The sequence below is a fragment of the Leucothrix arctica genome, assembly GCF_003172895.1.
Classification (GTDB): domain Bacteria; phylum Pseudomonadota; class Gammaproteobacteria; order Thiotrichales; family Thiotrichaceae; genus Leucothrix; species Leucothrix arctica.
Map to the genome: position 1 here is coordinate 45,920 of NZ_QGKL01000004.1, position 24,164 is coordinate 70,083.

General features: G+C 44.5%; 21 protein-coding genes. 9 read left to right on the forward strand and 12 right to left on the reverse strand.

Going from position 1 to position 24,164, the window contains the following annotated elements:
- The first annotated feature begins 95 nt into the window (after positions 1–95).
- Positions 96–734 (forward strand): trimeric intracellular cation channel family protein, encoded by a 639-nt coding sequence (locus DKT75_RS00410; protein ID WP_109821462.1) that lies wholly within the window; start codon positions 96–98, stop codon positions 732–734.
- A 7-nt stretch (positions 735–741) separates the two neighbouring features.
- Here the strand turns inward: DKT75_RS00410 and DKT75_RS00415 are convergent, their stop codons facing one another.
- The 4 genes from DKT75_RS00415 to fusA all read right to left on the reverse strand — a co-directional run bounded on the left by DKT75_RS00415 (position 742) and on the right by fusA (position 5,719).
- Positions 742–1,587, reverse strand: coding sequence for an SGNH hydrolase domain-containing protein (locus tag DKT75_RS00415; RefSeq protein ID WP_109821463.1), 846 nt, complete (start codon positions 1,585–1,587; stop codon positions 742–744).
- Positions 1,588–1,643: 56 nt separating this feature from the next.
- On the reverse strand, positions 1,644–2,774 hold the full coding sequence (locus DKT75_RS00420) for an acyltransferase family protein (RefSeq protein ID WP_109821464.1): 1,131 nt from the start codon (positions 2,772–2,774) through the stop codon (positions 1,644–1,646).
- 77 nt (positions 2,775–2,851) lie between these two features.
- Positions 2,852–3,532 carry a uracil-DNA glycosylase gene (gene ung, locus DKT75_RS00425; protein ID WP_109821465.1) on the reverse strand — a complete coding sequence of 227 codons (681 nt, stop codon included), beginning with the start codon at positions 3,530–3,532 and terminating at the stop codon, positions 2,852–2,854.
- Positions 3,533–3,634: 102 nt separating this feature from the next.
- The gene (gene fusA / locus DKT75_RS00430; protein WP_109821466.1) at positions 3,635–5,719 is read right to left on the reverse strand and encodes an elongation factor G; all 2,085 of its coding nucleotides are present in this window, start codon (positions 5,717–5,719) and stop codon (positions 3,635–3,637) included.
- A gap of 238 nt (positions 5,720–5,957) precedes the next feature.
- On the opposite strand from fusA, the gene tcdA reads away from it, so the two are divergent.
- Positions 5,958–6,746, forward strand: a complete 789-nt coding sequence (gene tcdA, locus DKT75_RS00435; protein ID WP_109821467.1) for a tRNA cyclic N6-threonylcarbamoyladenosine(37) synthase TcdA — start codon at positions 5,958–5,960, stop codon at positions 6,744–6,746.
- Positions 6,747–6,896: 150 nt separating this feature from the next.
- The gene (locus tag DKT75_RS00440; protein ID WP_109821468.1) at positions 6,897–8,024 is read left to right on the forward strand and encodes an aminotransferase class V-fold PLP-dependent enzyme; all 1,128 of its coding nucleotides are present in this window, start codon (positions 6,897–6,899) and stop codon (positions 8,022–8,024) included.
- Between the two features lie 42 nt (positions 8,025–8,066).
- Here DKT75_RS00440 and DKT75_RS00445 read toward each other — a convergent pair whose 3' ends face one another.
- Entirely contained in the window at positions 8,067–8,501 is a 435-nt protein-coding gene (locus DKT75_RS00445; protein WP_109821469.1) for an RrF2 family transcriptional regulator, read from the reverse strand.
- A gap of 91 nt (positions 8,502–8,592) precedes the next feature.
- On the opposite strand from DKT75_RS00445, the gene hmpA reads away from it, so the two are divergent.
- The 3 genes from hmpA (at position 8,593) to DKT75_RS00460 (ending at position 11,405) form a co-directional block, all read left to right on the forward strand.
- Positions 8,593–9,765: an NO-inducible flavohemoprotein gene (gene hmpA, locus DKT75_RS00450; RefSeq protein ID WP_109821470.1), complete on the forward strand. Its 1,173-nt coding sequence runs from the start codon at positions 8,593–8,595 to the stop codon at positions 9,763–9,765.
- A 193-nt stretch (positions 9,766–9,958) separates the two neighbouring features.
- Positions 9,959–10,495: a type IV toxin-antitoxin system AbiEi family antitoxin gene (gene abiEi / locus DKT75_RS00455; RefSeq protein ID WP_109821471.1), complete on the forward strand. Its 537-nt coding sequence runs from the start codon at positions 9,959–9,961 to the stop codon at positions 10,493–10,495.
- Positions 10,488–11,405, forward strand: coding sequence for a nucleotidyl transferase AbiEii/AbiGii toxin family protein (locus tag DKT75_RS00460; protein WP_109821472.1), 918 nt, complete (start codon positions 10,488–10,490; stop codon positions 11,403–11,405). The genes abiEi and DKT75_RS00460 overlap by 8 nt, the downstream gene beginning before the upstream one ends.
- Positions 11,406–11,493: 88 nt before the next feature.
- Here the strand turns inward: DKT75_RS00460 and DKT75_RS00465 are convergent, their stop codons facing one another.
- The 4 genes from DKT75_RS00465 to DKT75_RS00480 all read right to left on the reverse strand — a co-directional run bounded on the left by DKT75_RS00465 (position 11,494) and on the right by DKT75_RS00480 (position 15,974).
- Positions 11,494–12,708 carry an NAD(P)/FAD-dependent oxidoreductase gene (locus DKT75_RS00465; protein ID WP_109821473.1) on the reverse strand — a complete coding sequence of 405 codons (1,215 nt, stop codon included), beginning with the start codon at positions 12,706–12,708 and terminating at the stop codon, positions 11,494–11,496.
- A 135-nt stretch (positions 12,709–12,843) separates the two neighbouring features.
- Entirely contained in the window at positions 12,844–14,037 is a 1,194-nt protein-coding gene (locus tag DKT75_RS00470; RefSeq protein WP_158278762.1) for a GNAT family N-acetyltransferase, read from the reverse strand.
- A gap of 178 nt (positions 14,038–14,215) precedes the next feature.
- Positions 14,216–15,124: a 5-dehydro-4-deoxyglucarate dehydratase gene (gene kdgD / locus DKT75_RS00475; protein WP_211665101.1), complete on the reverse strand. Its 909-nt coding sequence runs from the start codon at positions 15,122–15,124 to the stop codon at positions 14,216–14,218.
- 97 nt (positions 15,125–15,221) lie between these two features.
- Complete coding sequence (locus tag DKT75_RS00480) at positions 15,222–15,974, reverse strand: FadR/GntR family transcriptional regulator (protein ID WP_211665103.1); 753 nt, start codon at positions 15,972–15,974, stop codon at positions 15,222–15,224.
- Positions 15,975–16,221: 247 nt separating this feature from the next.
- On the opposite strand from DKT75_RS00480, the gene DKT75_RS00485 reads away from it, so the two are divergent.
- Both DKT75_RS00485 and DKT75_RS00490 read left to right on the forward strand, forming a co-directional pair.
- Positions 16,222–17,637: an aldehyde dehydrogenase (NADP(+)) gene (locus DKT75_RS00485; protein ID WP_109821475.1), complete on the forward strand. Its 1,416-nt coding sequence runs from the start codon at positions 16,222–16,224 to the stop codon at positions 17,635–17,637.
- Positions 17,638–17,721: 84 nt separating this feature from the next.
- Complete coding sequence (locus DKT75_RS00490) at positions 17,722–18,615, forward strand: DMT family transporter (RefSeq protein ID WP_109821476.1); 894 nt, start codon at positions 17,722–17,724, stop codon at positions 18,613–18,615.
- Positions 18,616–18,629: 14 nt separating this feature from the next.
- On the opposite strand, the gene DKT75_RS00495 is transcribed toward DKT75_RS00490, so the two are convergent.
- Positions 18,630–18,956, reverse strand: a complete 327-nt coding sequence (locus tag DKT75_RS00495) for a YqfO family protein (protein ID WP_109821477.1) — start codon at positions 18,954–18,956, stop codon at positions 18,630–18,632.
- A 177-nt stretch (positions 18,957–19,133) separates the two neighbouring features.
- On the opposite strand from DKT75_RS00495, the gene DKT75_RS00500 reads away from it, so the two are divergent.
- Positions 19,134–20,390, forward strand: coding sequence for an ATP-binding protein (locus DKT75_RS00500; protein WP_109821478.1), 1,257 nt, complete (start codon positions 19,134–19,136; stop codon positions 20,388–20,390).
- Positions 20,391–20,561: 171 nt separating this feature from the next.
- Here the strand turns inward: DKT75_RS00500 and DKT75_RS00505 are convergent, their stop codons facing one another.
- Both DKT75_RS00505 and DKT75_RS00510 read right to left on the reverse strand, forming a co-directional pair.
- On the reverse strand, positions 20,562–23,360 hold the full coding sequence (locus DKT75_RS00505; protein ID WP_109821479.1) for an SUMF1/EgtB/PvdO family nonheme iron enzyme: 2,799 nt from the start codon (positions 23,358–23,360) through the stop codon (positions 20,562–20,564).
- A gap of 35 nt (positions 23,361–23,395) precedes the next feature.
- Complete coding sequence (locus DKT75_RS00510; protein WP_109821480.1) at positions 23,396–24,055, reverse strand: Fic family protein; 660 nt, start codon at positions 24,053–24,055, stop codon at positions 23,396–23,398.
- Positions 24,056–24,164 lie beyond the last annotated feature (109 nt).

The window sequence follows — 24,164 nt, forward strand, 5'->3', positions numbered from 1 at the left end:
AGCTACTAGTGAGCCTACTACTAGAAAAATAGTAGTTGACCAAAAGACTATTAATAAGAAAACTACACGCTCTAAAAAACATAATAACAATTGCCATGTCATTTGAACTACTACTCCAAATTCTATCGGTGTTTGCCACCGTCACACTCGCCATCAGTGGTGTGCTTCAAGCAGCACGCAGTGAAATGGATTTCTTTGGTGCACTGGTACTGGCCTGTGTTTGCGCAGTCGGTGGTGGAAGTTTACGTGACTTACTCATAGGCGCTACACCCGTATTTTGGACACAAGACCTGATTTATATCTTCGCTATTCTTATCGCAACAGGTGTCACCATCATTGCACTCAAGTTTATTCCTGAAGGCAAAGGCATACGTCACCTACTATTAGATACAGTGGACGCAGTGGGCTTAGGTTTATTTGCTATTTTAGGTGCGGAAAAAACCTTACAAATGGGTTTTGCAGAGCCAATCGCGGTTGTGATGGGTGTCATCACCGGTATTGCTGGCGGCATGATGCGAGATATATTGAGTCAAAATCTCCCATTCGTTATGCGAGGTGAAGTCTATGCCAGTGCTGCGATTATCGGCACTATCAGCTATACCTTCATACGCCTTTATTTCCCTGAGACTGTCGCGATAGTCGCGGGTATGGGAATCATTATTGCGATACGTTTGATATCGGTATACTTGGGGATAAACATTCCCCAAGTAACCTTTAGACGTGAAAAAAAGTAAGCGGTGATTACAAGTCAGCGAGCGCCTGACTTGTGAATATTTTCTCACCAACAAACTTAGCACCCGCTTTTGTTAAGTGACCACCATCAAACGAGATCAACTCGCCATCGGGCGTAAACACAGGACATTTGCTCTGTCCTCTGCCACAAATTAATGCATATTGGTCAACAAAAACATGTGCTGGCAGTCTGCTTCTGAGCGTGTTATTGGCTCTCAAAAACTTAGTATTGATCACGTTTTTTAGAGCCGCACGCTTAGCCGGTGACATGCGTAAGTAGTGGCGTAACGAAATACGACCGAAGCTTTTACGACCGACTACGACTAACTTTTGATTATCTCGTAGCTCTAGGTTTTCAATTGTTTTTGGCAGCATGTTAACCGCCCAGTCGCGCCATAAAGAAGCAATGACAATCACATCTGCATTAGCAATCTGTGGCTTAGCCTTCGCTAAACTCTCAACTTTTGCACACAAAGCCTCGTCTTTACTTTCAATACCAGACTTAGCAGGATCACCAAGGTATGGCTGACATTGCGCAGGAATGTGACGTGTACGGATTTGATAGCCTGCCAACGCACCATTTTCCATAACAGTATTTAAAAAGTCTTGCGCCTGACTATCACCAATCAGTAGTAGCTTTTTACGACCATCGTTACGGTTAAACTTCTTGTTTTGTATTTGACCAAAGCCCCCTCTCACGTACTGCTTGTTAAGATCAGGATCAGCCGCTTTTAATAAGTCATACGAGTCGTTAGCCGCAGATGCAGTTAATGGCATCAACGTCATTACACTCAACAGCGCTATGCCCATCGTCGCGCTCAGTTTAGAAACTGAAGCTTTTGTTAGATTTTTCATTTTTTTTAACTCTCAGTTAGTGGTCTTTTTATGACCACATAATCAGTAATCAGTTCTTATAAATCTGCAAAACGTTCATTAAACCCATCACCCATGATCAAACCCGCCCCCAGAGCGATCAGTACGACACTGCATAACAAGGCCATCCAAAGCACTTGCTTTTGAGTCAACCAGTGACGATTACGGAATGGTTTTTCTACCCAACGCCAACTGATATAAGCCAGCACAAAGGCCAATACACTTAAGCCAACCAGCAGCAGTGGTGCCAACTCTTCGTAACTACTAATCCGTGCAAACACAAATAACGGCTGATGCCACAAGTAAGCACTATAAGAAACCAGTCCAATACCGACAAATACGGGCAAAGACAATAAGCGCCCAACCCAAGTATTACCCTCTGCAAACAGGATGATAAGTACTGTCCCCACCACAGGTACTAAGGCGTAAAAACTTGGAAATGGAATGGCTTTAGTGAAAAAGAAGATCGAGAACAGCGTCATGAACAGGCCAATTACACTAGCGACCTGCTTTAGCCCAAAGGATATCGTTCGAGAATGTTGCAAGTAAAACGCGCAAAACACACCCGCTAATAACTCCCACGCACGCGAAGGCGCTAAAAAGAAGTTTGCTTCTGGTGTATGTCGCCAAGCCCATTCGCAATACAACAAACTGACCACAGCCAAAGCCGTTAGTACCAGTACACGACTTCGCTTCAGCCATGCAATTGTCGCCATCATAAACAGTGGGAAGACGAGGTAAAACTGCTCTTCAACCGCCAAGCTCCATGTGTGTAACAGCGGAATAAACTCAGAAGTTGCGGCAAAGTAGTCACTCTCCTGCCAAAACAGGATATTGGACGCAAACACACCGACTGAGATAAGACTCTTACCGTAGTCCACTAACTCTGTGGGTAGCAATAGATACCAAGCGGCAATGACACTAATTAACACCACAAACATCAGCGCAGGCAATATGCGTCGCGCACGGCGCTCATAAAAGCTGGCTAGAGTGAAGCTGTCTTTTTGTTGCTCACTAAGAATAATGGAAGTGATCAAGTAACCACTAATGACGAAGAAGATATCGACGCCTACAAATCCCCCACTAAACCCTGTAATGCCTGCATGAAAGAGTACAACGGGGACAACGGCGAGCGCTCTCAAGCCATCAATTTCGGCTCTATACTGCATAATCTGCCTATTCCTATCATTATATTTTTGACGAACTATATATGCATATAAGTCATTTTACCGTTAAATAAAAGTAACTATAGCTGCCAGTTAATCGCGGATTTACCATGACTGACAAGGTAATCATTTGTTTTTGAAAAGGGCTTGCTGCCATAAAAACCGCGGTAAGCTGATAATGGCGATGGGTGTACCGACTTAATTACTAGGTGGCGGTTAGTATCAATAAAACTCGCCTTCTTTTGTGCGTAAGCGCCCCATAATATAAAAACAACCGACTCAGCGTGTTCATTTATTGACGCTATAATTGCGTCTGTGAAGCTTTCCCAACCTTTACCCTGATGAGCATTAGCATTTCCTGCTTCTACCGTTAAAACAGCATTGAGCAACAACACGCCCTGCTCGGTCCACGGTTGTAAGTAAGCGGTATGGGAATTATCAATATCAAGGTCTTCTAAAAGTTCTTTATTGATATTGATTAACGATTTTGGCAGTGGCTTAACCTCTGGCATCGCAGAAAAACATAAACCATGTGCATGTCCTACCGTTGGGTAAGGATCTTGTCCTAGAACGACCACTTTGACTTGGTCAAACGGCGTGCTATTGAGTGCGTTAAAACGTAATTTTTTAGGTGGAAGAATCACCTTCTGGGCAGTTTCTTCTTCGTTCAAAAAGTCATTCAGCTGTTGCATATAAGGCTTTTCAAACTCATCGCCTATAACATTTAACCAACTCGGGTGAAGGTCTAAACCTTTAACCATAACGAATCTCCTCTCGACTATTTTATATTTTTAATACGCCCAAAAAAAAACTGGCCGGATAAAATATCCGGCCAGTTTTTTCACGATCAAATCAGAGAAGGATTACTTCGCTGCTTCGCGCTCTTTTGTTTCTTTGATAACTACTTCAGCTACGTTGTTCGGGCATGGTGCATAGTGACCGAACTCCATAGAGAATTGACCACGACCAGAAGTCATAGTACGCAAGTCACCGATGTAACCAAACATTTCGCTCAATGGCACTTCAGCCTTGATACGAACGCCTGTTACGCCAGACTCTTGAGACTTGATCATTCCACGACGACGGTTAAGGTCACCGATAACATCACCAACGTGATCGTCAGGAGTGAACACGTCAACAGCCATAATAGGCTCGATCAACTGAGGACCAGCCTTAGGGATCGATTGACGGTAAGCGCCTTTAGCAGCGATTTCAAACGCAAGTGCAGATGAATCAACCGCGTGGAAAGCACCATCAAGTAGCGTTACTTTAACGTCTAAGCAAGGGAAGCCAGCAAGAACACCTTTGTCCATGCTAGTTCTGAAGCCTTTCTCAACAGCAGGCCAGAATTCACGAGGAACGTTACCACCAGTAACTTTACACTCGAATGCAAAACCTTCACCTGGCTCATTTGGCTCAATAAGGAAGTCGATCTTACCAAACTGACCAGAACCACCTGATTGCTTCTTATGCGTGTAGCTGTCTTCACATTTTTCAGTGATCGTCTCGCGGTATGCAACCTGAGGCTTACCAACAACAACGTCTACACCGTGAGTACGCTTCATGATGTCAATCTTAATGTCTAGGTGAAGCTCACCCATTCCTTTAAGGATTGTCTCACCAGAATCTTCGTCAGTCTCAACTTGGAAAGTAGGATCTTCAGCAACCATCTTACCAATTGCGATACCCATCTTCTCAGCACCGGCTTTATCTTTAGGCGCAACAGCGATTGAGATAACTGGCTCTGGGAATACCATAGGCTCCAATGTCGCTGGGAACTTAGGATCACATAGAGTGTGACCCGTTTGAACGTTCTTCATACCCAAGATAGCAACGATGTCACCAGCCTGTGCAGAGTCTAGCTCGATACGATCTTCAGCTGACATCTCAACGATACGACCAACACGCTCAGTCTTACCAGTGAACGTATTTAGGATGTTAGTCCCTTTTTCAATACGCCCAGAGTAAATACGGATAAAGGTCAAGGCGCCATAACGGTCATCCATGATCTTAAATGCTAGTGCGCGTAGTGGCTTGTCAGCATCAACGTAAGCTAGTTCGCCTGTCTCGTTACCTTCAGCATCAACTAGTGGCTGAGGGTCAACTTCAACTGGGTTTGGAAGGTAGTCAACGACTGCATCCAATACCAACTGAACACCTTTGTTCTTAAACGCAGAACCACAGTATGTAGGGAAGAACTGAAGCTTCTTAGTACCCTTACGGATACAAGCTTTGATCACTTCCATAGATGGCTCTTCGCCTTCTAGGTACATTTCCATTGCATCGTCATCAAGCTCAACTGCAGTCTCGATTAACTTCTCACGGTACTCTTCAACGTCGTCAACCATGTCAGCTGGAACGTCTTGGATTGTGTACTTAAGAGGATCACCAGAACCATCCCAAACCCATGCCTTACGAGTTAGAAGGTCAACAACACCTGTAAAGTCATCTTCCGTACCGATAGGTAGAACCATGATTAGTGGGTGTGCGCCTAGTACGTCTTGTACCTGCTTAGTAACACGGTAGAAGTCAGCACCTAGACGGTCTAATTTGTTTACGAAGATTACACGTGCAACGCGTGAATCATTTGCATAACGCCAGTTAGTCTCTGACTGAGGCTCAACACCACCAGATCCACAGAATACACCAACACCACCATCTAGTACTTTAAGTGAACGGTAAACTTCAACTGTGAAGTCAACGTGACCCGGTGTATCGATGATGTTTAGGCGATGTTCATTCCACTCACAGCTTACTGCTGCTGACTGGATAGTTATTCCACGCTCTGCTTCCTGTTCCATGAAGTCAGTAGTAGCTTCACCGTCATGAACTTCTCCGATCTTATGGATTTTTCCAGTAAGGCTCAAGATACGCTCAGTAGTGGTTGTTTTACCCGCATCAACATGGGCAAAAATACCAATGTTGCGGTAACGCGTTAGGTCTTTCATGTCAGTACTCTAAAATTTGTTATGCGAAAAAAAATTGCTGGCCGTCGTTGATAAAATATCATCAACTGTTAAAGGTCGAACCGTTAAGAAAATCAGTCGCTTAACTTATCGTTCTTTTTGTCCAGCTTGGAAACCGCAGTATTCTAACCAAAAATAGACTGATAGTGGTAAGAAATTATGTTGTTATATGCAAGATTTTTGAAAATACCCACCAAAACACCGAAAATGGACACCTTAAATGACACAATCCGCTGATTTGAAACGCCGCTTTGGCGGCATCGCAAAACTCTATAGCGACAAGGGGCTGACTAAATTTATGCAAAGTCACGTCTGTGTGGTCGGTGTAGGCGGTGTTGGATCGTGGGCATGTGAGTCATTAGCACGCAGTGGAATCGGTGAAATAACCATGATTGACATGGATATTGTCTCTGAATCCAACATCAATCGTCAGTTACCTGCAATGACTAGCACCATTGGCCGAGACAAAACGGCAGTATTGGCCGATCGAATTTTAGAAATCAACCCAAATTGCAAAGTACACATCATTGATGACTTCGTAACCGTTGAGAATGCGCCTGAGTTAATTACCGATAATTTGGACTTTGTGATTGACTGTATCGACAGCTCTTTAGCAAAAGCGTCGATGATTAATCACTGCAAACGTCGCAAGATTAAAATAATCACACTGGGTGGTGCCGGTGGAAAAATTGATCCTAGTCGAATTAAAGTGAATGACTTGATATTGACTAAGCAAGATCCCCTGCTTTCTAAAACGCGCAAAGTGTTACGCCAAAAATATAATTTTACTAAAACGCCTAAAAAACGTTTTAACGTGCCGTGTGTGTTTTCGGATGAGATACAGCTTTATGGTGCAGATGATGGGACGGTGAGCAACGATAAGCCTACCGATAAGACATCTTCGCTGTCTTGTGCGGGTGGTTTAGGGTCTTGCACTACCGTAACGGCAACCTTTGCACTCTATGCCGTATCAGAGGTATTGAAGCGGTTAGCTGAGAAAGCTCAGTAACTTACGAAAAATCGATGCAAAGCTTCTGTTAATTTTATAAACCTTGATTCGTCCTTGATAAAAACTGGCGCTACCTTACAGTGTGTTTATCGCATGATATAAAAGATCTCAATTAGCGGTTCTTTTTTCAGAAAATTACAAGGAGGATATATGTCAGCATTACTAGATAACGTCGATCCCGATGGGTTGTTAGAGTACTCAGTCGTTTACACAGATCGCTCGTTGAACCATATGTCACAGTCTTTTCAGGCTGTTATGAACGACATTTCTTCGACACTCAAAGAAGTGTATAACGCCAAAGCCGCAGTGGTTGTACCGGGTAGTGGTACCTTCGGAATGGAAGCGGTCGCTCGCCAATTTGCAAGCGACAAGAAATGTTTAGTGTTGCGCAACGGTTGGTTTAGTTACCGTTGGACACAGATTTTCGACATGGGCAAGTTGCCGTCAGAACATATCGTGATGAAAGCGACACAAGCTTTAGACGAGACTGCCTCTCCATTCTCTCCTGCTGCTATCGACGAAGTGGTTGCCACCATCAAAGCGGAGAAACCTGCAGTTGTGTTTGCGCCGCACGTTGAAACATCATCAGGCATTATCCTTCCTCAAGAATATTTACAAGCCGTTGGCGACGCTGTTCGCTCTGTCGGTGGTTTGTTTGTATTGGACTGTATCGCGTCAGGTACCATCTGGGTAGACATGGAAACCAACAACGTTGATGTACTCATCAGCGCGCCACAGAAAGGCTGGAGTGGCCCACCCTGTGCAGGCCTAGTGATGATGAATGACCGTGCACTGGCTGTGATGGAAGAAACCACAAGCAGTAGCTTTGCCATGAACCTAAAGCAGTGGCACCAAATCATGAAGGCTTACGAAGGTGGCGCACATGCTTATCATGCAACCATGCCTACTGATGCGCTACGTCGCTTCCGTGACATTATGTTAGAAACACGTGAAGTTGGCTTCGAGAAAGTTAAAGCCGCTCAGTATGAATTAGGCGAGAAAGTCCGCGCTTTATTAGCCTCAAAAGGCATTGTCAGTGTTGCTGCTAATGGCTTTGGCGCACCGGGTGTTGTGGTGTGTTACACGCAAGACAGCGATGTTCAAACAGGTAAGAAGTTTGGTGCGGTCGGTATGCAGATTGCAGCCGGTGTACCGTTACAATGTGACGAACGTGAAGATTATAAAACCTTCCGTTTGGGTCTATTTGGTTTGGATAAGCTAATGAATGTTGATCGTACCGTTGCTAGTCTAGAAACGGCGTTAAACGAAGTGATGTAAGCCGTTGAAGTCGCTCTATGCCTTTGTAGAGCGGCTTTAAAATCAGCTCGTAGCAGCCAGTTGCTGATGCAAAATATGAGTGGTCTGCTCATCAATAACATCCGCCAATGTAAATCCTTCGAGGTGTTCTAGATAACTATCGCGCGCGCCAGCCAGAGCAAACTTAAGCTGACAGGCTTTCAAGATCACACACTTCTGCCCTACACAGTCGATGGGCTCTAGAGTCTTCTCCATTGTCTCGACCACTTCCCTCAGATTGATCTCAGCGGCGGGTTTTGCTAGTAGTACTCCACCTTGCTTTCCTCGAACTGATTTAACATAACCTTTCGCAACAAGCGTACTAATCACTTTCATCAAGTGACTTTTAGGTATTTCAAAACGATCTGCCATCAATTTAATGGTCACCATTTCATCAGGCATTGATGCCATGAAAATTAGTGAGCGAAAAGCAAAGTCGGTGTGTTTGGTTAGCTGCAAAAGTTTATCCTCATCTGTTATTGACAATACAACAAGGCATAGGTAATTTAAACATTCATATTAAATGAATCTTTAAGAGTTGGACTTTACCATGCTATCAGCACAAACAATCGAAACCATCAAATCAACCGTTCCATTACTCGAAGAGCATGGTGCAACCATCACTAGCACTTTTTATAAGTCGCTATTTGAAGCAGAGCCAGATTTGAAGCATATCTTCAACGCATCGAACCAGCGCGATGACTCTCAATCACGTGCACTGGCTGACGCTGTATTAGCTTACGCTTGCAACATTGATAACCTTGCCGCACTGCTTCCAGCCGTTGAGCGCATTGCAAACAAGCACGCCAGTATTGGTATCCTACCGCAGCACTACCCTATCGTTGGTGGTTGCTTATTGCAGGCGATACAGTCAGTCCTTGGACTACCTGATAAGCACCCTGCGTTAACGGCTTGGGGCGAGGCATACGGCGTATTAGCCAGCGTATTTACTCAAGCAGAAGAGCAGCTATACACTGACAGCGAACAGTTAAAAGGCGGCTGGAGAGGCTTCAGAACTTTTACGATTAAAGAGATTCACCAAGAAACGCCAGAAGTCAGTTCGTTTGTTTTAGTACCGACGGATGAAAAGGAAATATTGGAATTTTTAGGTGGCCAATACGTGTCTATCAAGTTACCTGCTGTTGCTGGTGGCTTTAACCAAATTCGCCAATACTCGCTATCAGACTGGTCAAGCGAACCGAACCACTACCGTCTTTCGGTCAAAAGTGAGTCTCAAGGTATCGTTTCAAAAGACCTTCATGCACATAAGCAAGGTGACACCGTACAACTGAGCGCCCCATATGGTCGTTTCAACTTGGTCGAAGATGCGCCAGAGCATGTTTTCATTGCAGGTGGTGTTGGTATTACGCCGTTATTTTCAATGCTGCAACAGTCTCTAGCTAACGCTACTGACAAGTCACCGCTTACATTAATTGAGTGCAGCCGAAGTAAGGAACACCAAATATTCCAACCTGAAATTCAAGCGTTGATTGCGAGCGAAGCGATTAACTTCAAACAAGCGTTTCAAACGGGGGATGGTGGTGACCATTCGGGCTACATCACTGCTGAAATTTTAAATAATTGGATTACTAATAAATCAGCGCATGTCTATTTCTGCGGGCCATTACCGTTTATGAAGGCACTAAAACCATTATTGAATGAGATTGGGTTTACAGATGAACAGCTTCATTACGAAGTGTTTGGGCCGACGACTGCGCTTTAATTATTAGTCATTAAACTGAAACAGGCTCCTTATGATTAAATCATCGGAGCCTGTTTTTATTCACATAGGTTGCAGTCTATTCCAACACCAATCAACTGCTGCTATTCACAGCATCCCCTATAAATCCTAAACTTGCCATGCAGTAAGTCTACATATAGACTATATATGAATAGTCAAAACGTAGACTTAAATTATGAATCAACAATCTGCAACCAACACCTTTAGTCACTGGGATAAGCAAGGTCGCTATATTTACACCCTAAGCGACCTCAGCAAACTATTCCCTAACGACAAACCAAAAACACTGAAAGAAGGTGTTAACCGCTTAGTTAAAAGTGGCTTATTAACACGCGTAGGGAAAGGCACTTATTTATACACACACAGCAGTCACTCAGGCGCCAACACCATCGAACACATCGCTAAAACCTTACGTCGTGGTGAATACAACTACGTCAGCCTTGAGTCTGCCCTCTCTGAGTATGGTGCTATCTCTCAAATCCCCATCGACCATCTAACCGTGATGACTACAGGCAGAAAAGGTACATACAAAACACCTTACGGCACCATTGAGTTCACACATACTAAGCGTGCCGTCAGTGATATTTTAAAAAATGTTTTGGATGTAAACCGCCCATTACGTTTTGCCAAAGCCAATGCAGCTTGGCGAGACCTAAAACGTGTTGGCAGAAACTTACACTTAGTTGACGAAAAGGCTCTGGCACATGATTGAACAAGCAGACTTTCCAGCCCTAGTTGAACGTGCGATGGCAGTGTCAGGACGCAACCATATGCGCCCTGTTATCGAAAAAGAGCTCCTTCACTACGACATACTCTTCACCTTGGATAACGAAGGACTACTCAACGCTCTGACCTTCCAAGGCGGTACCAGCTTAAGACTCTGCTATGGCTCACCAAGGTTTAGTGAAGACTTAGACTTCACAGGGGGACGTGACTTTACTACCAACAAACTATTGGATATAAAAGCGTGTATCGAACACTATGTCGGTAACCGTTACCAGCTTGAAGTCAGTGTGAAAGAACCACCAGAGCTCAAAAACGCGCCTGAATACCAAGGGGTTAATGTTGATAAATGGCAAATCTCTATCGTTACATCACCAGAACGCCGTGATCTACCAAGGCAACGAATCAAACTTGAAATAGCCAACATTCCAAGCTACTCACGAGAACCACGTGCGCTACAAGTGAACTATGACTTCCTACCCGATGGGTACAGCGACACCCTTGTTTTATGTGAGTCACTAAATGAAGTCATGGCAGATAAAGTCATTTCGCTAGTCAATACACATCGCTATGTCAGACACCGTGACATTTGGGACTTGCGTTGGTTAAAACAGCAAGGCGCTACGCTAAATACTGATTGGATTAACAATAAGATTCAGGACTATAAAATTAGCGACTACTTAACCAAGCTGGATGAAATGCGAGAGCGCCTGCCTGATATTATTCATGGTAAGCCGTTTCAGGATGAGATGAGCCGATTTATACCAATGGATGTTCAAGAACGGACACTACTGAAGGATGGATTTTATGCGTACTTGTTACAGGAAACCCAAGAAATACTTGTAAATGTTAAACGAGAAATATCTGAATCATCGAAGGGTGAGACATTTATAATTTGAGACAACTCTGACCAAGCCTTCTCCTTTCAAACATCTCTATCACCGAGGTAGCGACTGCAATCCGCATCATTACTAACACGCTATTAATTTAGCCCAAAAAATCTTTAGGCTTTATCGACATGTCACGTATCACATATGCTTCAAGCACTGCTTTCGCCAAAATAAGTTTTTTAGCAATCATAAACTCCATCGGTGAGTTAATAGCATCAACGGCTAACACCCGCCCTGCTTTCAGGTAGAACACCGAAAACTTATTTTCAGAAGGATTACCTCGAACCACCACTTCGTCATAGCCTTCAAACAAGCCTGCCGTTTGCAATTTAATATCGTATTGATCCGACCAAAACCAAGGCACTTCGTTGTAAGCAATTTCGTCAGCACAAATAGCCGCTGCTGCTGTTCTCGCCTGACCACTCGCATTGGGGATAGACTCAAGGCGAATTTTACGATCATAAATAAGACTGTGATACCTTGAACAGTCACCTACGGCATAGATATCTTCATCATCCGTTGCTCCAAACTCATTAACCAAGATACCGTTATCGCAACTAAGACCTGCGTCTTCAGCGAGTTCAACGTTTGGCACCACACCGATGCCGATAACAACAGCGTCAAAATCAACCGTCCCACCAGTGTTCAGCGTCGCACGATAAGCAGCGCCAGCGACTTCCATTGACTGCACGCCCGTATTTAAACGAATATCAACACCCTGCTCAGCATGGAAGCGTTGATAAAAGCTAGAAACCTCAGGACTTGTTACTCGAGCAAGTACGCGATCTGCCAACTCAACTACAACGACTTCACACCCACTTTTCACTGCTGAAGCTGCTATTTCGAGACCTATATAACCCGCACCAATCAGCAGTATTTTTTTGCCTGAGACTAATTGAGTCTTGATACGATCTGCATCAGCTTTAGTGCGTAGGTAATGAACTGAAGGTAAGTCGCCACCTTTAATGGGGAAATACCGAGTACGTGTACCCGTCGCAAGAATCAGCTTATCGTAGGCCAGAGTCTCGCCACCATCTAAGGTTATTGAATGGGTTTCACGATTAATGGATTCAGCTCTTCGCCCCAGCATCAACGTGACATCTGAGTCTTGGTAAAACTGTTCATTTCGAATGAGTAGCTTTTCTTCGCTGATCTGGTCTTGGAGATAAGCTTTAGAGAGTGGTGGACGGTGATAAGGTAATGGCACTTCATCCCCCACTAATACAACTTTTCCGCTCCAGCCTTTCTTGCGTAAGGTGGATATAGCATCAACAGCAGCGTGGCTGGCACCTATAATTACAACTGATTTCATTATTTAATCCTGACAACCACAACTTTAAAGAGCGTGATTTAACGTTTGACACAAACACTTACTGTTAACCTTTTATAAAAGATTAACAGTAATAAAAGCATCAGACATGGATTAAATGAATTACTTTTTATTAGCTTATCGGTGCAACGCACGCTTGGGGAATTCCATAATCGAGTTAACTAAGCCATTCAAGTCAACTTGCTTTAAAGAACGGTAATAGCGACCACCAAATGAACGCGTGCGACGGTAACTCCGCATCAAAATAGACTGCCAACCACGCTTAAGCCACAAGGTTTCATACACAGGCTCTGACTCGCACTTAAACTTCGCTTTGTAAGAGTTATCGCCTTCTGCACTCAGGTAGTCGTATTCCAAATATCCAGCCGAAACTAACGCTTGAATCTCTAAAATATCAAACACCACCATGGGCGAGAAACGCTTATCATCCTGACTACTAAAGCCACTTTGGTAACTGTAACAACGCTTTTTGAAATTAAAATTATGCACTGCCGCTATCGCTTCACCATTGTGATACATCACACGAATATCGATAATACCTTGATCCAATAAACGGTTTAGCAGTATCTTATGAAACGTCTTAAACGCAGTAGAATCAAAAATACTACTACTGTCTCGCCCTTGCCAGCGCGCTCTGTGTAAACGCTCCAAAATATCCATCGCCTCGTGTGGGTCATCAAACTCATGGGCTGAGATTATTTTCAGCTCACCACTATTTTCCATGCGAGTTAAACGCGAACGAAACTGTTTTCGCATCGAGCGACTTAGACTATTTACATAACCTTCAGGCGTTGTTGGGAGCTGTATCGCGTAGGACTGGCTACTGCTTACCGTGTAGTGATCAAAAGCCTTGGATAATTTTTGCTGCATTTCATTTAACAGCGAACCACCCAACATGAAACGAAATTGACCTAAGGTCCACTTCTTCTCATTACTTAGTAGATAATCTACCAGTGCATCAGTCGTTTGTTGACGATGACTCGCTAATGCAATCACATCAGGATAGTGACTCACAACTTCGTCTTCACGTGCCTCGCCCTCACCCAACATACGCAAGCGACGACGCATCAACCAATGTGCGTTATCAATATAAAACGGGGCAATCGCAACCAGCTTTTTGTCATCATAAACCCCTAAGATAAGCAGCTCATAACCTGACTGTTGATATACTTCCCACCACGTAAACATCCACTCCCACAATATAAATGGCTGCGGATGAATCGAATGCTCTACTAATGTATTCCAATCGCCTTTCAATGCGTTAAATGCAGCCGTATCTTGAACACATTCAACACGTATCTTACTTTCCAAGGAATGACTCCTTTTGCCAGCGAGTGACATTCACTCACCAAACTTATTGTTATAATTTTTGTATGGAAAAACTTATATACGGTTGATTAGAAAGTAAAAACAGTTAGAGCTCAATTATTCCTGACTAACAGTTAATGTTTGGCTAAAAAAAGGCCTTATCAGCCTTAAATAAGTAAATCTAGGGAGTATACGGCGCAATCAGTTCGGCCATCATCTCCATTTCTTGAGCATCCAAGTCAGTCAATGGAGAGCGTACCGACCCTGCATCAAAGCCCACTATCTTCACGCCTGCTTTAATCGCAGACACGGCATAACCCTTCTGACGATTACGAATAGCCATAAATGGATAAAAGAAGTCTTTTAGGATTTTTTCTGTTTGCTTGTGATCACCTGCTCGCAATGCGGTGTAAAATTGCTGTGCTAGTGCCGGCACAAAGTTAAAAACAGCTGAAGAGTAAGTCGTTACGCCTGCCCCCAAATAAGCATCGGCAAATAACTCAGCCGTTGGCATGCCGCCTAAATAAGTCAGTCGGTCGCCCACTGTTGCGGTGATCTGTCGTACCAAGCCAATATCACCCGAGCCGTCTTTAAAGCCAACCAAGTTTGGACATGCCTCACATAGCCTTAGCAAAGTGTTCGTTTGGAGAATCGAATTATCACGGTTATAAACCATTACCCCAATATTAACAGAGTCACAGACTGCCTTTATATGACTAAACAAACCTGCTTGAGAAGCATCGATAAGATAATGAGGGAGTAGCAAAATACCATCAGCCCCCGCTTTTTGACTGGCTTGTGCTAGCGACACAGCCATTTTAGTACCGTAACCGCAGCCCGCAACAATCGGCGTATCACCCGCAGCAGCTTTTGCAGCAGCCACAATGATCGGTACTTCTGCAGGCGCTAGAGAGAAAAATTCGCCAGTACCACCCGCTGCAAATAACACCGTCGCATCAAAGCTAGATAGCCACGCCACGTGTTTATGGTAAACGTCAGCATTAAACGAATCATTGCCATCAAAAGGCGTCACTGGAAAGGACAACAGTCCCGCGCCCAAAGCCACTTTTAACTCATCGTAGTGCATCATAATGATCTCCTTTTATTGGGTTAGATTACCTAACACCCTTAGGAGAATATAAAACTTATCATACAAATGTCAAATCACTTATATGATAAGTTGAAAGTTAAGGACGTAATAACTTACGATAACGTTGCTGACTACCTTTCAAATGTAGTCGCATTGCATCTCTAGCAGCAGACTCATCACGCTGGCTAATAGCCTCAGCAATAGCCATATGCTCTTGGTGGATTTGCTCTAAATACTCAGTAGACGTTGCTGGTTCTGCTTCCGAGCCATCCTTTAGCGACAAACGTGGAATAACACTCGCACCCATCAACTCTAAAAACTCAGCAAAGCGTGGATTGTTAGTTGCATTCGCCACCGCCAAATGAAATGAGCGATCTAGTTCACTGGTTGACTGTTTTTGTCTGACTTTCGATATGAACGCTTCCAGTACTTCAAAAATACGCTCTTCTTGAGCAGGAGAACACCTGATAGCAGCTAGCCCAGCCGCTTCTATTTCAACGCCAGCACGCAGCTCTAGCATCTCAACCACAGAAGAAATACGCTCAGGGTTAACCGCAGACAACCCTGTTAACGAAGATGATTGTCCTTCGAGTACAAACACACCTGCACCCTGCCTTGCTTCCACCAAACCGTCAGAGCGTAGTGCCGCTAATGCTTCTCTAATCACGGTACGACTCACCGAGTATTTACTGGTTAATTCGGCTTCGCTTGGCAACTTATCGCCCGCACTCAACGCCCCTGACACAATCAATTGTCGTAGCTCAGCACTGACTTGATTGACTAAGTTAGGTCGTGGCACTTTATTACCATTTTTGTTATTACTAACGGCCGCTTTATTATTATCAACCACGCTTATTTAACTCCAGTGAATCTCTAAAAAAATACAAAAATATATCGGTCTAAAATAACATAAAAAGCTCAAGTTTACATTTAGAGTTGACCGTAAAACAGTTACATGTATTATGACTAACATCTAACTTGCAATACAAGTTCCATTATTTTCAAAAATGTAGCAGCGAAATTATGGGTCAGTTGACGACTAGGTCCCACCTAAATGAATTTTGCACACGACCCTATATACCAGTAAGGAATAAGCGATGATTGACTATAACTCTGATCAAATAGACACAGCGGTCGATGCTGCAGCAACTGCCTTTAAGCAGTGGTCAACGACTGATGGCATAACCCGAGCACGTTTCATTAATGCTTTGGCTGACGCGCTAGAAGCAAACAGCGAAACGCTTGTGCCACTTGCTGACAAAGAAACGCACCTAGGCTCAGCACGTTTGACGGGTGAGCTGGCGCGAACCACTTTTCAGCTGCGCAAGTTTGCACAATTAGCGTCTGACGGTGTGCCTTTTAGCTCGATCAATGAATCAGCCATTGCTGAAGCACCACCTGTTGGTCGTCCCAGTATGGCTCTCGTAAAACTGCCGCTTGGCCCTATTGCCATGTTTAGTTCGAGTAACTTTCCGTTTGCCTTTTCGGTGCTTGGTGGCGATACCGCTTCTGCGCTAGCGGCTGGCTGTACGGTGATTGTGAAAGCACATGCGGGTCACCCAGAACTGTCTCGTGCTGTGTTCGATCTCATCACTCAAACACTGTTAGCGCAAAACTTACCCGCTAACGTGGTGACCTTTATTGAAGGCGCTGGTAATGACGTTGGTGCGTATTTGATTCAACACCCGAAGGTTGCAGCCGGTGCATTTACAGGCTCAACGCGTGGTGGTGTTGCGCTACAAAAGCTTATTAACGAACGCCCAAGACCTATTCCATTTTATGGTGAGTTAGGTGCAGTGAACCCAGTCATAGCGTTACCACATGCATTAGCAGATGGTGGCAAAGCATTAGCGCAAACCTTAGCAGGCTCGATCGCGATGGGTGCAGGACAGTTTTGTACAAATCCTGGCACCTTAGTCACGCTAAACGCGCCAGAGACCGATACTTTTATTGCTCAGTTGGCTGAGTCGCTAGCCGTACAAACACCACATGCCATGTTAACGGCAGGTATGCGCACAGCTTATGATAATAATTTAGTTGAAGTGGCTTCAAAAGGTGCCGAAGTACTAGTGAATGCGCCTCAAGATGCAGCACCATCACCATTTTTAGCACAGGTAACAGCAGCACAATACATTGCCACAGCTGAGCTTCGTGAAGAGATCTTCGGCCCTTCTTGCTTAATCATTCGTTGCGACTCTCAAGCAGAAGTATTATCTGTTTTAGAAGTCGTTGAAGGCTCTTTGACGGTAACAATCTGGGGTGCAGAAAAAGCCGATGACTCCACACAAACATTGGTTCGTAGCGCGATGGATATTGCAGGTCGTGTGTTATTTAAAGGCGTACCGACTGGTGTTGCTGTGACAGCCTCACAACATCATGGCGGGCCTTTCCCATCCTCTACAGCACCAATGACAACCTCTGTCGGTGATGCCGCACTAGCGCGTTTTTTACGTCCCGTTTGCCTTCAAGATGCGCCTAGCTGGTTGACCGCACTACAAGGTAAACCTTGTTAAATAGATTTAAAAAAGTCACAACAAATGACTAGCTAATACAGTCCTTCTTTGTGACACTTCATCCTTTGTTCAGAGTGCAGTCCCGTGTCTAATGCGTTGAAAGGTGATGTCTTAATCATCATCTCTACCCTACTCGCTTGCTTAGGTTGGTTCTTCTCCAAAGAAGTACTCAGTAGCATGTCGCCACTTCAGTTTATTAGCCTGAGATTTACCTGTGCAGGATTAATTTTGCTTTTGTTTTGCTGGCGCGCTTTCTCTGTCATTAAGCGACAAGACATTGTGCCCATCCTCACCTCAAGCCTATTTTTTACGACAGGTGTCACTATTTGGGTATTTGGGATGACCTATGTCACCAATATGTCTGTTGGTGCATTTATTCTGAATATCAGCTTTTTACTAGTGCCCGTAATTGCCGTATTTTTTGGTGAACGTCCATCCAAACTACTCTGGGTATCATTACCTATTGTACTGCTTGGGCTTGGCTGTTTGTTCTTAGAAAACGAATTCAAAATTGGCTTCGGCGAGTTTCTATTTATGATTGCAGCCGTCGTCTTTGCGCTGTTTTTCATATTAAATGGTCGGCTATCAAAACAGTATGCAACGTCAGTGCTGGTAACCAGTCAAATGCTGATTACCGGTTTTTGCGCACTCGTTGCATCCCTATTCATAGAAACATGGAGCTTTGACCACGCACCATCAATCTGGAGCATAGTGGTGGCAAGCATATTGATAACAAGCTGCTTGCGCTTCTCAATTCAAACATGGGGACAGAGCTTTGCCAGTGCTGGACACGCCTCTGTACTGATGACATTAGAACCTGTCTGGGTAGCCATATTTTCACTGTTATTCTTTAGTCAGAGTATGTCGCCACTACAAACTATCGGCTGTGCCTTGCTGTTTTTTGCGGTAGTACTCAGTCGCTCAGAGCCACTTTGGAAGAAACTGCGTCGATCAAAAGTGGTCGTTCAAACTAGCTAGTAAAGCTAGATCACTTAGTCCTCCAAACTCCACACATCATAAGCCACCTCTTCATAGGGGTGAGCTTGTTTCATTGCGACTAATACTTCTGGTAGTAGGCTGCGTAAACAGATGGTCTCGATGCGCTCTTCTGCAACTTCTTCTAGCGCACCAACCGTGCCGATATGTGGGTTTGCACCGTCTTCTGGGAGGAAGCGGCCGATGCCTTTGGTTGAGAATGTGCAATGACTGTAGTTACTATCTTCTCGTTTTCCTGCGCCTGCGTTACAGAGTGCTAGGCGGACTGCTTCGGCGTTTTCTTCTGGGACGAAGACGGCTATTTTTACGTATTTTGTTGGCATGGAAGCTCTCTTAGTGGTGTTTAAGTAATTTTTGCATAACCTCTCTGTAGTTGTACTTGAATAACTAAATCTACAATTAGCCAGCTTGTTATTTTCAATTAGACGAAACAAAACTTTCAATTAGACGAAACTATATTTACAATTAGACGAAGTTTTCTATCCGTTTGGTGACGATCAATGACAACACAAGCAAAGCACTACCCTCGCTTCTCTAAATCTATCCTGCAAGATGCGATAGAAGACAGCCCTGTCATTCTCATTCACGGAACGCGCCAATGTGGCAAGACAACCTTAGCACTACAGCTTGGTGAAGCCCTTGGCTACCACTACATTTCATTTGACGATGACCTACAGCGACAGGCCGCGTTGGCCGATCCTATCGGCTTCATACTAAGCTTGCCTGAGTACGTTATTTTGGATGAGGTACAGCGTATCCCTGAGTTGTTTACCAGCATCAAAGCGTCTGTTGATAAAAACCGTAAAGCGGGTCGCTTTATCCTAACGGGTTCTGCCAATATTTTATTGCTGCCAAAGCTTGCTGACTCACTCGCAGGACGCATGGAGATCATTCACTTACGCCCTTTATCATGCGTGGAAACGAGTAACCAAAAGCCTAATTTTTTGAGCCAGTTGTTTGCATCGGATTTTGGTACGGCAACCAATAACAGCCAATACCGTCGCTTGGGCGAGTCACTTGCAGAGACGATCGTTAAAGGTGGATACCCTGCGGCACTAGCCAGACCTACTGAAAAACGACGCGCTAATTGGTACAGGGATTACATCACGACCATTGTTCAGCGTGATGTACAAGACTTAACACGCATTCAAAAACTTGAGATGCTACCTCGCTTATTAAGTATGGCTGCTGGGCAAACTTCTCGTTTATTCAATGCGTCTAACCTTGGTGCACCCTTTGCACTCAGTGCGCCAACGATTCGAGAGTATTTAACACTATTACAGCAAGTCTTTTTGATTGAGCAGCTACAACCTTGGCACAGTAACCGACTCAGTCGATTAATCAAAACACCCAAGTTACACCTTGCAGATACTGGGCTTGCTTGTGCATTGCTTGGCGTCACTAGCGACATGCTCTGGCAAGACAGAGCACTCCTTGGTCAATTACTGGAAACCTTTATTTATCAAGAACTGCGAAAGTACGCAGACTGGCACGAGCAACAACTGAGCTTTTATCACTTCCGCAATAAAGACAAAGTGGAAGTCGATATTGTGATTGAGCAAGGGCTCAAGGTAGCAGGTATTGAAATCAAAGCGGCTGCCACTGTGACCAAAAGCGACTTCAAAGGCCTGAGCAAACTAAGAGACGCGATTGGCGAACAGTTTGCAGCAGGCGTGGTATTTTATGATGGCGAGAGTATTGTGCCGTTTGGGGACAAGTTATTTGCTGTGCCTGTTAGTGTGCTAGTTCCATTATGAAACAGCCCTCAATACCGAGTGCAAAATCAAAACACTTATACACAACCACAGCTATTTTACCGGATGACCCGATCCCGAAGGGCTTTTAAAGAATATCAGAAGACAGCAATATTTGGGGTACGAAAATCATCCGCCGCTGCGCGGCGAAACAGTGGGACGGTGCTCAGTAGATCAGTGATCAGAAACGGGAGGAAAACAACACACTAAACGAAAACCCAGATGGTAGTACCGATGCTGTGGAAGCTTGAAGGAGCGACAAGTAGCACGACAGTCCTGTGAATCGAAGCCCCAAGAGCTGCCGCGAACAACACGACTATCATCGGATAGGTCGGGGGTAACCATTGCAGTTTCGCTCTGCTTATTGAGACACCACTCCCAAACATTGCCACTCATATCCATCACTTCAAAAGGAGACTTGGCAAGCGGGTAGACACCAATCGCACATGTCTCATCTATGTTGAATTCACCAACTTTCTTATGATTCCAAGTTTCATTAATATTAGCATAACCTGAAATATACTCATCTCCCCAGGGGTATTCTTTACCTTGAGTCCCTCTAGCTGCCTTTTCCCACTGCTGTTCAGTTGGCAGTCGAATGTCCTTACCAGTTTCAACAGACAACCAGCGGCAAAATGCTATTGCTTCATAAAAATCAACATTCTCAACTGGGCGATTACTCTCTTTCCATCGATGTTTAGGTAGTTCATCTTCTTTTTGTAAACCTTCCCACCACTGCTCATTCTCATAACCACCGGCATCGACAAATGCATGAAACTGCCGATTAGTCACCGGAAACCGACTGACCTCAAAAGCATCTAAACTAAGTGCTTGCTGCTCTTCTTTCTCACCATAGATAAATTCACCGGCTGATACTTCCAACCAATGAATATCAGGTAAGCCCAATTCATTTAGACCAATACCAGAGCGCTCATCCCAATCCAACCATGCAAGTGTTGTACTAATAGCATGACGCTCATGAGGATGAGGATAGTTACGAACGTCGGTAATAGCCGCTTGCCATACTGCCTTATAACTGGAAAACAATGCTTCTTTCTGATCTAGTAGATTTTGGTCACGTGCGATTTCAAAGGCGAGTTTGGGGTTGCCTTCAGCTAACCATATTAAGAAGATTAAAGGGTTCGATTCATAATCTGCTGCAAGTTTTGCGGCCTCTTCCCAGCCATTCGGTTCCCACCAATTCTTTGGCAACCAAAGATCAGACGCTTTTAGTCCATTTTTAATACGCTCCCCGAAGCTTTGTGCGGTGAAAAACTCTTGAAGTAATTGATGAGAAAAACGCACATTATCTTTGGTCAAATCCAGCAAACTTGCCGCTTCTGAAAACTCAAGGCTCGCTAATGGCATGATGTCCTCAGCAATCTCACGCGATAATATAGTTCTAACCCCCTTCATTGAGTCGGTCAAACATTGCAACTGCCAAGCTAATTCTTCTAAATCATTTTGTAGCGTATCTCGATCGGCTTTTGAGTAATGGTTTTCTGGACGAGCCTCCGTTTCGCGATAGATCAGATCCTCAACAAACTCGCCAAATAACTCAATACGACTTTCAGGTAACTGTTGATGCTTATAGTATATTTCCACCATCAGATAGAGAAGGTAGGGATTACCAGCCAGTTTAATCATACTACGAGGATCATCTAAGCAGGCTCTTCTGGCGCTACCCTCTAATAGAATTTCACCTTTCCATTCCTCTGGTATTTCTTTTAGCGTCCAAAAGTCTTCCCAATGCTCCTGATAACCTTCTGATTTCCACTTTTCCCAAATCTTTCGTATGCCGTCACCACCCGCTAACTGCCAAAACAACTTGTCTGCCATATCAGACTCAGCAGCATCACCACCAAAGTAGTTATGAAGAAAGTCATAAACCCGCTGCGGATCAAGTGGTTCAATCGTCAGTCGGTCAAGTTCTTGCTCTAACGGTCCACGATAATCACGCTTGCGGCAGGTCAGTAACACCTCTTCGCAAGGGTAGTTTTTCAACCATTCACGCACCTGTGGCAGCTTTGCTTCACGCTGGTCAAAGGGAATTTCATTCAGGGCATCAAACAGCGGCAATATGCGCTTTGCTTGGTATAGCGTATCGAACGATTCAGCCAAACCATCCAGTTGCGATAACACAAAGTCGTGCAATAACAGCGCTGGATCATCCCAACGGTTTAACGGAATCACAACGGGAATCGCTTGCTCGCCATCGCTCAAAGCCAATTGCGCTTGTTCTGCGGCAATACGCCATAGGGAAAAGGTCTTACCAGCACCCGGCTCACCTAATATGACGAGGCGTTTATGTTGTCTAAACGCAGCGATAATATCGTCATGTTCGGTACATTCACCCTGTGGGTCTAAGGGTTCGTCATAGCGCGTTTGTTTAAGGTGGCGTAAGCGTGGTGACATCGCAGCAACGGCAACTCGTTTTCGCTCTTTGCGGTATTCACCGGCTAATGGTGCGTAGACTTTACTGGCAAATGCTAAAGCACGGTCGTCGTTGTCTTGTAACAGTTTATTGAGATAGTCCGTTTCTGCTTGGCGTTGTTTTTCTGGTGAGGTGTCAGGGAGCGTACTTCTTATTTCATCCAGAAGACTTAGCCAATTAGACTCTTTAGCCTCACCAAACAATGCTAGACCTTGAAGGTCACAGATTTGGAAAGGCAAATCCCCTTCGCTGGCCAGTACGGGAATAATCAAAGCCTCTACTCTGGAAGCCATGATGTATTCTTTTTCCACCCAAGGCCGATCATGAGAAGCTGGAGAAACCACGGAAATCATTATCTTACAGTGCTCAACACCGTCTGATAGACGCCTTATCCAACGCTGACCTAGTCGGATACGATGCTCATCCAAAAATGCGGGAATGTTCTCATCTTTCAAGCGCTGATAGAGCTCACGAGCAAGCGCTTGACCACTGGCTGCATCACGAGCATAACTAATAAAAACTGGTGGAATTTCTGACATACTGGATTATATGCAGATTTGCTTACGAGGGGAAATTAAGCTTTTGCTTCTAGCTCTCCAACAATCATCAACTGCGTATCTAACATAGACTCCGCAATAAACTGCAAAAACGGCACTATATTACCCGTATCTGCTGCTGACAAGGCCTGCAAATAAACACGCCTTTTAGCATTACGCACGATCACTGGCGTATAGGCTTGCATCAACAGCACAAGATTCATCAATATACGCGCACCACGCCCATTACCATCGTCAAACGGATGAATCCGCACCATATTATAATGCGCGATCCCTGCAATAATGACAGGGTGATGTTTGTCTTTGGACTCATTGACCCACTCACAAAGTTGCTGCATTTCCAGCGGCACTTGTAGTGGTTCTACATAATGATGAATCGAGCCGTCTTGCTGAAGTACATGGTTGGGCTGTGACTTATACTGCCCCGGTGTTGCTGGCTTTTGTACTCGCTGTCCATTGGTATCTAACGCAGGTGTAGACTTAACACCTACCAGTAACAGCGCGTTGATTTCTTTTATCAGACTTTCACTGATGTCACGCTTCTGAGCCACCACATCAAACAACAGATCGATAGCTTCGGCATGGTTACGTGCATCCAAAAAGTCTTTGAGTGGCTTCCCTTCTACTGTCAGACCTTTCTGTAAGAAGAAGATTGCTTCACCAAGCGTCAATTTCACTTAAAGTGCTAGTAAGACTTTCTGGAGCTTGAAAAAGATAAGACGATGAATTCATGAAGTTTCAATGAGTTAAGATTGATAACTGATTGTAGCGCGACGCATGCTGAGG

Excerpts from the sequence above, each read along its gene's own strand:
- kdgD (WP_211665101.1), bottom strand. The coding sequence starts at position 15,124 with ATGATGCACTACGATGAGTTAAAAGTGGCTTTGGGCGCGGGACTGTTG.
- DKT75_RS00410 (WP_109821462.1), top strand. The coding sequence starts at position 96 with ATGTCATTTGAACTACTACTCCAAATTCTATCGGTGTTTGCCACCGTC.
- DKT75_RS00495 (WP_109821477.1), bottom strand. The coding sequence starts at position 18,956 with ATGCCAACAAAATACGTAAAAATAGCCGTCTTCGTCCCAGAAGAAAAC.
- DKT75_RS00440 (WP_109821468.1), top strand. The coding sequence starts at position 6,897 with ATGTCAGCATTACTAGATAACGTCGATCCCGATGGGTTGTTAGAGTAC.
- DKT75_RS00460 (WP_109821472.1), top strand. The coding sequence starts at position 10,488 with ATGATTGAACAAGCAGACTTTCCAGCCCTAGTTGAACGTGCGATGGCA.
- DKT75_RS00420 (WP_109821464.1), bottom strand. The coding sequence starts at position 2,774 with ATGCAGTATAGAGCCGAAATTGATGGCTTGAGAGCGCTCGCCGTTGTC.
- hmpA (WP_109821470.1), top strand. The coding sequence starts at position 8,593 with ATGCTATCAGCACAAACAATCGAAACCATCAAATCAACCGTTCCATTA.
- DKT75_RS00415 (WP_109821463.1), bottom strand. The coding sequence starts at position 1,587 with ATGAAAAATCTAACAAAAGCTTCAGTTTCTAAACTGAGCGCGACGATG.
- fusA (WP_109821466.1), bottom strand. The coding sequence starts at position 5,719 with ATGAAAGACCTAACGCGTTACCGCAACATTGGTATTTTTGCCCATGTT.
- DKT75_RS00485 (WP_109821475.1), top strand. The coding sequence starts at position 16,222 with ATGATTGACTATAACTCTGATCAAATAGACACAGCGGTCGATGCTGCA.
- abiEi (WP_109821471.1), top strand. The coding sequence starts at position 9,959 with ATGAATCAACAATCTGCAACCAACACCTTTAGTCACTGGGATAAGCAA.
- tcdA (WP_109821467.1), top strand. The coding sequence starts at position 5,958 with ATGACACAATCCGCTGATTTGAAACGCCGCTTTGGCGGCATCGCAAAA.
- DKT75_RS00465 (WP_109821473.1), bottom strand. The coding sequence starts at position 12,708 with ATGAAATCAGTTGTAATTATAGGTGCCAGCCACGCTGCTGTTGATGCT.
- DKT75_RS00500 (WP_109821478.1), top strand. The coding sequence starts at position 19,134 with ATGACAACACAAGCAAAGCACTACCCTCGCTTCTCTAAATCTATCCTG.
- DKT75_RS00505 (WP_109821479.1), bottom strand. The coding sequence starts at position 23,360 with ATGTCAGAAATTCCACCAGTTTTTATTAGTTATGCTCGTGATGCAGCC.
- ung (WP_109821465.1), bottom strand. The coding sequence starts at position 3,532 with ATGGTTAAAGGTTTAGACCTTCACCCGAGTTGGTTAAATGTTATAGGC.